Source organism: Synechococcus sp. RS9916, assembly GCF_000153825.1.
In the GTDB taxonomy this organism is placed as follows: domain Bacteria; phylum Cyanobacteriota; class Cyanobacteriia; order PCC-6307; family Cyanobiaceae; genus Synechococcus_C.
This window is the reverse complement of sequence record NZ_DS022299.1, coordinates 257416-269706: the sequence shown is the minus strand read 5'-3', so window position 1 is coordinate 269706 and position 12291 is coordinate 257416. Positions and strand designations below refer to the sequence as shown.

The window sequence follows — 12291 nt, the reverse complement described above, 5'->3', positions numbered from 1 at the left end:
ATGCCAACCCTGAGTGTGATCGTTCCCTGCCTGAATGAAGCGCAGCGTCTACCGCTGCTGCTGGCCGATCTGCAGCGCTGGGATGGCCCACTGGAACGCATCGTTGTTGATGGTGGCAGCCACGACCGCAGCGGCGAGATTGCCCGTTTATCGGGTGCGCACTGGCTTCAGGCTCCGCAACGGGGGCGAGGCTGCCAGCTGGCCCACGGCGCCGCGCAAGCGCAGGGAACCTGGTTGCTATTCCTCCACAGCGACAGCCGGCTGCCCACCAACTGGGCCCAGACGCTGGCATCCCTGGTCCATGCACCCGCTGCCAAACACTCGGCCTGGTACTTCGATCTAAGGCTTACGCCCAGCCGGCCATCCCTGCGATTACTCGAAGCAGCTGTCGCCTTTCGCAGCCGTTGGCTGCAACGCCCCTATGGCGACCAAGGGTTGCTTGTGCACTGCGATCTTTACCACCATTGCGGTGGCTATGCCCCTCTCCCTCTGATGGAGGATCTCGATCTCGTGGAGCGACTTGCTGCCATCGCCCGATTAAGGCCCATCGGTCAGGCGTTGCTGAGTGATGGACGCCGTTGGAGCCGCACCGGCGTGCTGGAACGCAGCTGGCGTAATGCCCGACTTCGCCAGCGCTGGCGGCAGGGCGTGAGTGCGGAACAACTGGCTGCTGATTACTACGGACAACCGATCAGCCCCTGATTCAGCTGGCGTACCAGAAACCACAGCGATGGCCTGAGGGCTCCAGCTCCCAACCAAGACGCTGGTAGAAGGGCAACACTCCGGGATCAGCAAACAACGTGGCCCGTTCGGTTCCCATCTCCCGCAGGGCATCCAACACGTAATCCATCAACTGTTTTCCCAGGCCTGAGCCTTGGTAGAGGGGATGCACGGCCACATCCCAGATCGTGGCATCCAGCACGCCATCACCCGTGCAGCGGGCAAAGCCCACCAGACGGGGAAGCCGTGGGTCGTGTCGCCACAAGCCCACAGTGATCAGGCTGTGCTCCAGGGCCTTTCTCACACGGCGCGCAGGCCGCCGACTCCAACCCACTGACTCCAGGAGACGCTCCAGCTCCACCAGGTCCATGGGGCGCGATTGGCTGAAAACCAGGCTGACCTGGGAATTGGGGGTCTGGCAGAAGCGAGCCTTCTCCCCATAGGCCTGCGCCAATGTCTCCTCTGTGAGTGCAGGCGTTCCGATCACCCAGCGATTGCAACCTGCCCCCGATCTTGGCGTATCACCCGTGGTAACCACGGTTCGCGCCTCTTCAGAACGTCGAACTAGAGCCTGGCGAGACCCCGTTCTTGCAATTCCGCCAATTCGGCATAGAGCCCTCCCAGGGCGCGGAGCTCCTGATGGGTGCCCTGCTCAATCAACTGCCCCCGCCGCAACACGAAAATTCGATCCGCCGCCTCCACCGTGGCCAAACGGTGGGCGATCACCACTGCTGTGCGCTTTTCGAGCAGACGATCCAGGTCGCGTTGCAGGGTGGCTTCGGTGGAGGGATCCATGAAGGCCGTTGCTTCATCCATCACCAACACCGTGGGATTACGGATCGCAACCCTGGCCACGGCCAACAACTGCCGTTCCCCCGAAGACAGGTTGCCGCCCCGCTCCCTCAGGGTGGTGTCCAGCCCATCGGGCAGTCGTTGCAACAGCGGGTCGAGACCGAGGTCGCGGCAGATGCTCCGAAGGCGGGCGTCGTCGATCGGGACATCCAGACGCAGGTTGTCACCGACGGTGCCGCTAAACAGGAACGTGTCTTGGAGCACGACACCCAGCTGGCGACGCAACTCCTGCATCGGCAGGCTGCGGATGTCACGACCGTCCAGCAGGATCCGACCCTTCTGGGGTTCATACAGGCGGCAGAGCAGACGAATCACCGTGCTCTTGCCCGACCCGGTGGGTCCCACCAGAGCCACGTGCTCTCCGGCTGCAATTCGGAAGTTGAGATTGCGCAGGATCGGTTCGTCGGGGCGGTAGGCAAAGCTCACGTTCTCGAACACCACTTCACCGCGGGGAGCTCGGGCGGAAGCGAGCTGGCGGATGGTGCCCTCTTTGGCCGCCTCGGCGTTGTCGACGATCTCGAGAGGCTCCTCGAGCAGCTCGCCAATGCGCTCAACGGCGGTAAGTCCTCCTTGGATCTGGGTGAAGCGCTCTGCCAGCTGGCGCAATGGATCGAACAGACGCTGGGAATAAAGGATGAACGTGGTGAGGGTGCCCAATCCCATCGCCCCTGCTGTCACCATCCATCCACCCAAGGCCAACACCAGGGCAACAGCCCCAAGAGCGACCCATTCAATGAAGGCCGAAATGCTGCTGTCGAAAAAAATCGTGCCATTCACAGCCCTGCGGTAGGCCAAACCGGTGGTGTTGAAGCGTTGGCCATTCACGGCCTCACGCCGGAACATCTGCACCACCTCAAGACCCTGCAGGTTCTCCTGGAAATCCGCATTGAGCTGAGAGAGTTCCTCCCTCACCCGGTAGTTGGCTTTGCGATAGCGGCGTTGGAGCCAGAGGATCACAAAGGTGACTGGGATCTGAGCAGCCAGCAACAGCAGTCCCAGTCGCCATTCCACCAACAGCATGGTGACCGCAATCACCACAAGACTCACCAGATCACCCAACACACCAACAGCCCCACTACCAAACACCTCGGCAAGGGCATCCACATCACTCGTCAGCCGGGTGAGCAACTTGCCCACCGGCATGCGGTCGTGAAAGCGGACCGAAAGATTGATCGCGTGGGCGAAGAGGTCTTCTCGAATGCGGGCCGTGAGCCGTTGGCCCACCGCCTGAATATTGAAGGTTTGCACCCCCTGAAGCCCCAGACGCAGAAGCACTGAGACCAACAGCACAGCCACGATCAGGCGCAAGGCCACAGGCGTCTCAAGCCCCTGAAGCAGCGGAAGCACCGATTCCTTGGTCTCACCACCGACCCGGCGGAGCACGGCGATCGCCTGACCCACCAGCAACGGCTGAATGGCTCCGGCCAGAGCCACGGGGATCAGCAGCACCAAGGTGAGCGAGAGCCGGCGACGATCGCGACCGAGATAACGGCCCAGCCTCTTAACGCGCCTGAGATCAGAGCCCGCCATCAGGCATTCACCAGCGGCTGCGGCGTCGCAGCCCGCATCGCATCAACGATCTCCCGAAGCTCTCCGTTGTCGAGACGAATGGAGAGGGGATGCCCCACAAGGCGAGCCGTGGTGTGGAACAGATCTTCAATGGCAATCAGGCCGTTGTCACGCAGGGTGCGACCGGTGGCCACCAGATCCACAATCGCCTCAGCGATGCCGGTGATGGGGCCCAGCTCGACCGAACCGGTGAGATGCACCAGTTCCACCGGAAGCTCCAGGGCATCGAAGTATTGACGCGCGCAACGGGTGAATTTGCTCGCCACCCGGCAATGGGGCGGAAGATCGGCGGCGCAGCGGTAGCCACTGCTTTCCTTCACCGCCACCGACATACGGCAGCCCCCGAAATTCAGATCCACCAGCTGAGCCACGGGCATCTGGTGCTCCTTGAGCACGTCGTAACCAACCACCCCAAGCTGGGCCTGGCCATAAGCCACATAGACAGGCACATCACCGTTGCGCACCAATAAGGCTCGCGCCCGACCGCAGCGCGACGGCACCATCAACTGACGGTTGTCGGGATCGAGGACCGCGGAGAAATCGAGGCCGGCTGCGTTAAACCGCGCCACTGACTCTTTCAGCAGCGCCCCCTTGGCCAGAGCGACGGTGATCATGGACTGATGCGTCGACCTGGACTTTAACGATGCCCCCGACCCCGGCGAACGCCCCTGCACCCCAGACGGTGGCTGATGGCATTCATCAGCTGCCCGTTCTCAACGACAACATCATTTGGATCTGGGTGCGAGGCAACCAGGCTGTGGTGGTGGACCCTGCGGTGGCGGGCCCTGTGATCAGCTGGCTGACAGACCGCGACCTGCAACTGAAGGCGGTGCTTCAGACCCACCACCATGCCGATCACATCGGCGGCACGCCCGAACTCCTGGCGCAGTGGCCCGCCGCTGCGGTGGTTGCTGCGGCCGCAGACCGGGAACGGATCCCCTTTCAAACCGTGTCCGTGCGGGGCGGAGACCGATTACCCCTGCTCGGTCAGGAGCTTGAGGTGATCGATGTGCCAGCCCACACCAGGGCGCATATCGCCTTCTTGGTGCCAGAGGGTGGCCGAGCTGGCGAACCAGCGGCGTTGTTCTGCGGTGACACCTTGTTCAGCGCAGGCTGCGGGCGTCTGTTTGAAGGAACAGCCACAGACATGCACAGGGCCTTGCAGCGGCTTGGCTCTCTCCCCGACAGCACAACGGTGCATTGCGCCCACGAATACACCGAGGCCAATCTGCGCTGGGCCATGCAACGCGCTCCTCTCAATCAACAGATCAAAGAGAGGCTTGAGCAAGTACAGGGCCTGCGTCGACAAGGGGCCAGCAGCCTGCCCAGCACGATCAAGATTGAGCAGGCCACCAACCTGTTTCTTCAAGCCTCGACCCCAGACAAGCTGGCAAGCCTGCGCGCTGATAAAGACCAGTGGCGCGGGTGATTGCGCGCCGTGCCTGGCCGAAGCAATGTCGTCTCAGCTCTCAGCAGTGGCCACCAAGGGGATGCGGTGGGGATACAGCAACACGGATTCCCCGGCCCTGAGCCGCAGCCGACAGCGGGTTCCGCGGCGATAGTCCTGAGCCAGAGGGAGCAGCAAGCGCATCTGCTGCTCCGCTGCTTCCACGCGATAAAGCCACTCGCGACCGAGAAATTCGCGCCCCATCACGCAAGCGTCCCCCTCAGGGTCCAATTCCAGACTGATGGCGGACGGGTCCACCAGCAAGGCCGGTGTTTGCTCCTGGTCAGCTGCAACGTCCGGGTGGCGATCCAAAGACTGAGCATCGTTGCGCTCGAGCACACCCAGCAAACATCGCCAGCGACCGTCAGGCTCGCGGTGCACCGGCAAGAGATTGCCCTGCAACACAAAGCGCCCCACAAACGAACTGGCCGGCGACTCCACCAAGGTGCGGGGCGAGGCGCACTGATGAAGGATCCCGTCCTTCATCACCGCCACACGGTCACAGATCGCCAAAGCCTCGCCAGGGTCATGGGTCACCAGCACCCCCGAGGTGCCACAGCGACTGAGGACGGCAGGAAGCTCACTGCGCAGTCTCAGCCGCACCTCCACATCCAAGTTTGAAAAAGGCTCATCCAGCAACACCACAGCCGGAGCCGGAGCCAGGGCTCGCGCCAGGGCCAGGCGCTGGCGCTGCCCTCCCGAGAGCTCGTGGGGGAAGCGTTTGGTGAGCCTCTCCAGACCCAGCAGCTCCAACAACCAGGCGGCACGACTGGTGTCCTGTCCGCGACGCAACCCAAAGCAGGTGTTCTCCCAGGCCGTGAGATGGGGGAACAGGGCGTAGTCCTGAAACACCATGCCCACCCCGCGCCGCTCGGGGGGCAGCCAGCGCTGAGCCGACGCCACCGGCTGGCCATGCATCCGCACCTCGCCCAGCGAGGGCACCTCAAAACCTGCAATCAGGCGCAACAACGTGGTTTTTCCGCACCCCGAGGGACCCAGCAAACCGACCAGCTCGCCGGGCTGCAGGGTGAGGTCAATGCCCTGCAGCGTCCAGTCCGCATTGGCAGAGGAATAGCGATGCCAAAGCCCCCGCACCTCCACCGGTGCTTGACCCGACGCGGATGAGGCTTCGTCCGCAGAAGCAGGCCGGGCTTCTATGGACGTGTCTCCAGACACTGTCAAAGCGAATGGCTCCCCGCCATGGTCACCGAAGGCGATGATGCAGACCCATTGTGCGTCCCCACCATGTCGACCTCACCGACCCAGGCGATCACCACCGCTGCGGCGCCTGCTCCCGTGGGCCCTTACAACCAGGCGGTGAAGGCGGGTGACTGGCTGTATTGCTCTGGTCAAATCCCTCTGGATCCCGCCACCGGCACCATGGTTGGCGACGGCGATGTGGAGGCGGAAACCCGTCAGGTGCTCAAAAACCTCAACGCCGTTCTGACGGAAGCAGGAGCGGATGCATCAAGGGTGGTGCGCACCACCGTGTTTCTTGCCGATCTCAACGATTTCCAAAAGGTCAATGCCTTGTATGCGGGCATGTTTGGTGAGGGTGTGAGCCCCGCCCGCGCATGTGTGCAAGTGGCTGCTCTGCCGCTTGGCGCCAAGGTGGAAATCGACTGTGTCGCCTATCTGGGTTGAGCCGTCAAACAGCGGGGTCGACCAGCGATTGCATAGGTTGAGTGTTGCGCTGCGAGACTCCATGGCCCAGGCCAAACTCACCATCGGTGAACTCGAAGCGGGTTATCCCCTCTACTGCAAAGCCCTCAGACGGCTGCTGAAAGAGGGGCGCAGCGTGGACGACATCAAAAAGACGGTCTGCTGGGGGCATCTCGAAACCTTAACCGCTGCCTGCCAAGCCGATACAAAGCGCCCTCCTATCTGCTGGCACTGATTCGCCGGGATCTCGAATCCCCCAAGGATTGAGCGCGTTGACCTGGTCAAGTGAGCGGTAGAGCTGGATCTTGCCCCTCCACCTCACCGAGAAACACCCGACTGGTGAGAATATCGGCCGCCTGAATGGTGATTAAGTCGTCGCGATCAAGGGCCTGCCCCATGCGAGCAAACAACCGGTTGGCCTGACGCAAACGCATCCGATCAATGGCATTGCGAATCGATCGAGCATTGGCAAACAAGGGCAGCTGCCTACGCCTTGCGATGTAATCAGCGAATGCACGAACAGCATTGTCATCAAAGCAATAGTTCTGCTGCCTGAGAAGCATCTTGGCAATTTCCATCAACTCTTCATTGCTGTAATCAGGAAAGTCGATGTGGTGTGATACGCGCGATTTCAAACCCGGATTGGACTGATAAAAAGTCTCCATCTCATCTTTGTAGCCAGCGAAAATCACCACAAACTCGGAACGCTGACGCTCCATATCCTGAAGCAGGATTTCAATCGCCTCCGCCCCGTAATCACGTTCATTACCGGGCTTATGGAGGTAATAAGCCTCATCGATAAACAACACACCACCCTGGGCCCGCTTAATCATCTCTCGGGTCTTGGGAGCGGTATGGCCGACGTATTGCCCCACAAGGTCATCCCGAGTCACGGTGACCACATGGCCCTTGCGCAGATAACCAAGGCGATGAAGGATCTCGGAGATCCGCATCGCCACAGTTGTTTTTCCTGTTCCAGGCCGTCCAGTAAACGACATGTGAAGCCCTGGGGCCGCACTGGTGAGATCCATCGAGCGGCGGGCCTGCTCGACCAACAACAGGGCTGCAATCTCACGAATTCTGGTTTTGACAGGCGTCAGCCCCACCAGATCCTGATCCAGCTGTTCAAGCACCTCAGCTACGCCTGAATCGGCATAACTGGAGGCCAGGTCAATCGAGCAATCCATCCACCCCCGCCGCGAAGGCGTGGTCATTCTCTTGAAGTTGAGCCCCCTCACTCTCATCGAGAGGGCGCAGGGTGATGTTGACGTAGGTGCGTCCGAAGCTGATGTCGGGGAACCGCTGTTGGTCTTCACTGAAGCTGCCCAGGCGATCCAGGAAGTCACGGGTGGCGCTATACGTCTCAAATTCGAACCGGCGCTCCAGGCGAATCGGCCGATTGCGCTCCTCCCAACCGTGCTTCACCACAACCCTGACTGAACTGTGCTGAACCTAGAGCAACGCCACACGGCGGCAGCCCATCAGACGCTCACCCCAGGCGCGAGCATGATCGCGGTTGGCTTGCTGGGCAGAGGGATCTGTGCTGTCGAGGGGATGCGGCAGGGTGCCGGCAATGGCGGCGTTGGTGACGCAGAACATCGACTTCTGAAAGCTCACACAGATCTGCACATGGGCATCGACCTGACCGCGGCCATGGCTGTCATACCAACGGCTCAACTCCTCAGGGAGGTTGCGGAACATATCCGACATGCAGAGGCTGGGGGGGATGCCAGCACCCATGCTGGGAATCGGATCGGCATAAAGAGCCCCGTACTTAAAGCTGCTGATATCAGGAGCAATCTGCTGGGCCTGGGCGTTGTAGGACACAGTGCCCAAGAAGGGCATTCCCCGGAAAAACACCGCTTCCACATAGGGAACGGCCACATCCATCAGGAAGGTGAGACCGGCTTCGGGAGGGAGAATCCAGATTTCTTCTCCACCCTCTGTCACTTTGTATTCAATCGGGTGCGCTGCAGCCGTGACCAGGCCGTCTCGGATGTGATGGACCACATCATTGACGCAGGCCACCTCACCAATCTTGTAGCGACGTGCCAGATCAATGAAGATATCGCTCATCACCCGCCAGAACAAACCCAGGGCATAAATCGTGGTGAGCGAACGAATCGACTCCGGAGCAAATGAAGGGAAGAGTCGATTGATCATCGCCATCAGAGGATCGCGGCGACAACGAAGCTGAATAATGCGCTGGCAGGCCTCTAAAAATGGCTCGGTGTCGAAGTAAGCATCCATGCCACCAGTGGCATGCCAGAACATCGCTTTTTGGCAGTATTCAGCGTATTCAAAGTTGATGCGATCCCCCATCAGGTGTTGCCAGAGGCGCTCAAACGAAAAGCCCTCATGGAAAAAACGCATCACTGGAAAGGGCTTCAACAGCTGGGTCTCCCCCTGAAAGACCAGGTTTCGGCTGTAAGCATCAAGAACCAGGCCGTAACTCTCAAGCACATTCACCACCTGAAGCAGATGGTCAGGCGTGTCATCCAACAACGGACGGTCGGATAGAAGCCGAGCCATTAACTCATCAAGATCGGGGAGAGCCTCGGTCGGGGTGGGAGCCTGGATCACAGTCATGAGGACAGACCTCCGGAGATCGTGGTGACGGCAAATTGGCTGAGGCCGGTGGTTGTGGCTTCACTCAGACCCACCAACAGGTGTGGGACAAGACCGAGCACAAGAATGCCAAGTGAAAGAAGAATGGCGGGCATCTGTTGGGCAAGCGGAACGGGCGAGAGCACACGAGGATTTGGATCCTGACCTGAGGCGACCGCGAGGCGGCCAAAGAATGCGCGGTTGACCAGCAACAAGAAATACACGGCTGTCAGCCCGGAGCCCACCATGCTCAACAGGGTGGCCAAGGGGAACGGCCCAAGGCTGCCCCGGAAAATCAGAAACTCAGAAATAAATCCAGCCATGCCGGGAATTCCCGCACTGGCCATCACGCCAATGATCATCAACGTGCCACTGAGGGGAAGTCCCCGCTGGGGGTTGAGCAATCCCCGAAGGATATTCAGATCGCGCGTCCCGGTGCGTTCATACACAACCCCAACCACGAGGAAGAGGATGGCCGAAATCAAGCCATGACTCACCATCTGGAAGAGGGCTCCAATCAAACCGAGCGGTGTGGCGGCGGCGGCGGCAAGAAGCACGTAACCCATATGGCCAACGGAGCTGTAGGCCACCATCTTTTTCATGTCGGTCTGGGCGATGGCGGCAAGAGAGCCATAGAGCACCGAAACCGCAGCCCAACCAGCCAGCCAAGGCGCAGCCAGGTGCCACGCCTCAGGGAAAAGGCCAAGGCAGAAACGAAGCAATCCATAGGTGCCCAGCTTCAGAAGGACCCCTGCCAACAACACAGAGACTGGAGTTGAAGCCTCGGTGTGGGCATCAGGAAGCCAGGTGTGGAAAGGGAAGAGAGGGATCTTGATCCCGAAACCGATCAGGAGAGCACCCATCAGCAACAACTGGGTTGTGATCGGCAGTGCACCCGGGAGAACGGGGTTGAGGCTGAAATCAACGCTGCCGGACAGCAACGCCAGGCCGAGGAAGGCTCCAAGGATCAGCATTCCCGACACAGCCGTGACGATCAGGAACTTGGTGGAGGCGTAGGCCCGATTGGTCCCTCCCCAGATGGCAATCAACATCCAGAGGGGAATCAGTTCCAGCTCGTAGAACAGGAAAAAGAGAAGGAGGTTCTGGGCCAGAAAGGCACCGTTCACAGCACCACTGATCACCAGTAGGAGCGCGAAATAAATCCTGGGGCGATTCTCAATCTTGCGGGATGCAAGAGCCGCAACGAGGCAGAGCACGCCATTCATCAGCACCAGCGGCATGGAGAGACCATCCACAGCCAGGACGTAGTCGAGACCGATGCTCGGCAACCAAGCAAAATGCTCAATCAACTGAAGACCTGAGTCAGCCGGATTGAAGGGGATCAAGAGGGCCGCACTGGCAACGCACTGTGCGATCAGCAGCACGGCCGTGAAGGAGCGGAAAAAAGCACTGGTGCGATCACCTGGGATCAGAGTGATCAGCAATGCTCCCAGCAGCGGGATCAAGAGGAGAAGAGAGAGGAGCATCGGTGATCAGCGCAGCAGCCAGCTCAAGGAGCTGAGGAACAGAAGAATGGCGGCCACCACAGTGAGCACATAGGTCTGACTGCGACCGCTGATGCTCAATTTGAGGCTCTGAGCACTGCTGAGGGAGAACCGAGCCATCCCATGGAGCAGTCCATCCACAACAATGCGATCAAAGGCGTAGGCGAGTCTTGAGAACCCGGCCACCACGTTCACGATGGTGATGCGATAGAAGCGCTCGGTGTAGAAGTCGAAGGCCAGCAGATCCTGCAACCAACGGACGACGGGATTGATCGAACGGGACCAGGCCTTGCTGAGGGGAAGCAGGGTTCCTGCAACCACGCCGATCAAGCCACTGCCCACCACAAGCCCAGCGGCCCAGAGAGGGAATGCGAGAAGCCCTTCAAGGGACTCGAGTCGAATCAGGAAAATGGGGGTGAGAATCACGATGACGGTCATCGCCACCATCGGGAAGGCCATTTGCCAGTTCACTTCAACAGCGCGGCGGGTTTTCAGCAGGGGCTGCCCCAAGAACACGTGGCGGTAAACGCGGGCAAGGTTGAGGGCTGTGAGGGCATTGGTCAGCAAAAAGATGACCACCAATCCGGAGGAGCGCGCTCCAATCAATTCGACTGATTGGGCCAGACAGAGGAAGCCACCAAGAGGAACAAGACCGACCAAGCCTGCTCCCCCGACCAGAAAGGCTGTGGTGGTGGCAGGCATGCGTCCACCAAGACCACCGAGCTCGGTGATGTCCTGGCAATTGGTGGCGGCGATCACACCGCCGACGCTCATCGACAGCAATGCCTTTGATACGGCGTGAGAGAAGAGGATCAACAGCGCGAGGACCGGCACCTGCAGAGCAATGGCGATAAACACCAGACCCAGATAGGCGGTGGTGGAATACGACAGAGTCCTCTTGATATCGACCTGGGCAATGGAAACCAGGGAGCCACCGATGGCACTGATGGCACCAACCACTTGCAGCACAACAAGCGTGACTGGGGCGTGCTGCAGCAGAGGCATCACCTTGAGGAGCACGATGGCTCCGCACGTCACCACCACGGAGTTGCGCAGGATTGATGCAGGGTTTGGCCCCTCCATGGCTTCATCGAGCCAGAGATGCATGGGGAATTGGGCACACTTCCCCATTGGTCCTGCAATCAGACCAAGACCGATCAGGGTTGTGGCCAGGGGGGAAAGCTTGTCTTCTGCGGCCCAGGCGTAGAGATCATCAAATCCCATCACCCCGGCGTAGGCAGCCAGGGCGACGACACCCATCAGAAGCAACACATCACCAACGCGCTTGGTGAGAAAGGCATCCCTGGCCGCGGTGATCACCAAGGGCTGTGCGTACCAGAAGCCCACCAGCAAATAAGTGGACAGGGTGAGCATCTCCAGGAGGAAATAGCTCTGGAACAGGGTGTCGCTTAGCACCACGCCCGACATGGCGCCCTCGAAGAAGCCAAGTAGCGCGAAAAAGCGGGCAAGGGCCCACTCCTTGTCCATGTAGCCGAGCGAATAGATCTGAGACACCAGACTCAGACCCGTAATCAGTTCGAGCGCCGCAACATTGGTAAGCGACAGGCTGAAGCTGATGTCGAGCTGCAGGTCAACCACGCTGAGCCACGGATAGTGCAGCGTCGCTGGTCCAAGCGCCATCACGTCCTGCAGCACCAAGCTTCCGTGCACGAAAGCCAGCAGGGTGAGAAGAATATTGAGGTAGGCGGCGGGGCGGTGCGCATCACGGCGAAACCAGCCCGCTGCCCAGGGAAGCGCCAACACCATCCCGGTGAACCCGTACAAAGGGATCAACCAGGACGTCTGTTCAGCAAAGGTCAGATCCGAAATCAAGAGGAGGTGACGAGAACAGCTGCGGAACCACCGCATTGGGTGCGGAATATAAACCGCGGAATCCCGAACTGACGGAGTTTTCACCCGATCAGCCAG

The 12291-nt window shown here is 60.1% G+C and carries 13 protein-coding genes; 4 read left to right on the top strand and 9 right to left on the bottom strand.

The genetic code is table 11. From position 1 onward, the window contains the following. Entirely contained in the window at positions 1-702 is a 702-nt protein-coding gene (locus tag RS9916_RS01655) for a TIGR04283 family arsenosugar biosynthesis glycosyltransferase (RefSeq protein WP_038024006.1), read from the top strand. 1 nt (position 703) lies between these two features. Here the strand turns inward: RS9916_RS01655 and RS9916_RS01650 are convergent, their stop codons facing one another. From RS9916_RS01650 to hisG, 3 genes are all read right to left on the bottom strand, one after another. Beyond that, the gene (locus RS9916_RS01650; RefSeq protein WP_038023042.1) at positions 704-1207 is read right to left on the bottom strand and encodes a GNAT family N-acetyltransferase; all 504 of its coding nucleotides are present in this window, start codon (positions 1205-1207) and stop codon (positions 704-706) included. Between the two features lie 77 nt (positions 1208-1284). Continuing rightward, positions 1285-3102: an ABC transporter ATP-binding protein gene (locus tag RS9916_RS01645; protein ID WP_007097436.1), complete on the bottom strand. Its 1818-nt coding sequence runs from the start codon at positions 3100-3102 to the stop codon at positions 1285-1287. Beyond that, positions 3102-3755 (bottom strand): ATP phosphoribosyltransferase, encoded by a 654-nt coding sequence (gene hisG / locus RS9916_RS01640; RefSeq protein ID WP_007097435.1) that lies wholly within the window; start codon positions 3753-3755, stop codon positions 3102-3104. Before hisG ends, RS9916_RS01645 begins: the two co-directional genes overlap by 1 nt. Positions 3756-3784: 29 nt before the next feature. Between hisG and gloB the strand changes: the two genes are divergently transcribed. Continuing rightward, entirely contained in the window at positions 3785-4570 is a 786-nt protein-coding gene (gene gloB, locus RS9916_RS01635) for a hydroxyacylglutathione hydrolase (RefSeq protein WP_007097434.1), read from the top strand. A 33-nt stretch (positions 4571-4603) separates the two neighbouring features. On the opposite strand, the gene RS9916_RS01630 is transcribed toward gloB, so the two are convergent. Further along, positions 4604-5689, bottom strand: coding sequence for an ABC transporter ATP-binding protein (locus RS9916_RS01630; RefSeq protein WP_007097433.1), 1086 nt, complete (start codon positions 5687-5689; stop codon positions 4604-4606). 144 nt (positions 5690-5833) lie between these two features. On the opposite strand from RS9916_RS01630, the gene RS9916_RS01625 reads away from it, so the two are divergent. Continuing rightward, entirely contained in the window at positions 5834-6232 is a 399-nt protein-coding gene (locus tag RS9916_RS01625; RefSeq protein WP_038024003.1) for a Rid family detoxifying hydrolase, read from the top strand. A gap of 61 nt (positions 6233-6293) precedes the next feature. Further along, complete coding sequence (locus tag RS9916_RS01620; RefSeq protein ID WP_007097431.1) at positions 6294-6485, top strand: DUF3136 domain-containing protein; 192 nt, start codon at positions 6294-6296, stop codon at positions 6483-6485. Positions 6486-6531: 46 nt separating this feature from the next. Here the strand turns inward: RS9916_RS01620 and cbbX are convergent, their stop codons facing one another. Genes cbbX through RS9916_RS01595 form a run of 5 tightly spaced genes read right to left on the bottom strand, consistent with a single transcriptional unit; the run spans position 6532 to position 12231 of the window. Next, positions 6532-7437, bottom strand: coding sequence for a CbbX protein (gene cbbX / locus RS9916_RS01615; RefSeq protein WP_007097430.1), 906 nt, complete (start codon positions 7435-7437; stop codon positions 6532-6534). Further along, on the bottom strand, positions 7421-7678 hold the full coding sequence (locus tag RS9916_RS01610; protein WP_007097429.1) for a 4a-hydroxytetrahydrobiopterin dehydratase: 258 nt from the start codon (positions 7676-7678) through the stop codon (positions 7421-7423). Before RS9916_RS01610 ends, cbbX begins: the two co-directional genes overlap by 17 nt. Before the next feature lie 24 nt (positions 7679-7702). Then, positions 7703-8839 (bottom strand): CO2 hydration protein, encoded by a 1137-nt coding sequence (locus tag RS9916_RS01605; RefSeq protein WP_007097428.1) that lies wholly within the window; start codon positions 8837-8839, stop codon positions 7703-7705. Beyond that, on the bottom strand, positions 8836-10344 hold the full coding sequence (locus tag RS9916_RS01600) for an NADH-quinone oxidoreductase subunit M (RefSeq protein WP_007097427.1): 1509 nt from the start codon (positions 10342-10344) through the stop codon (positions 8836-8838). The genes RS9916_RS01605 and RS9916_RS01600 overlap by 4 nt, the downstream gene beginning before the upstream one ends. 6 nt (positions 10345-10350) lie before the next feature. Continuing rightward, positions 10351-12231, bottom strand: coding sequence for an NAD(P)H-quinone oxidoreductase subunit F (locus tag RS9916_RS01595; RefSeq protein ID WP_007097426.1), 1881 nt, complete (start codon positions 12229-12231; stop codon positions 10351-10353). Positions 12232-12291: the final 60 nt, after the last annotated feature.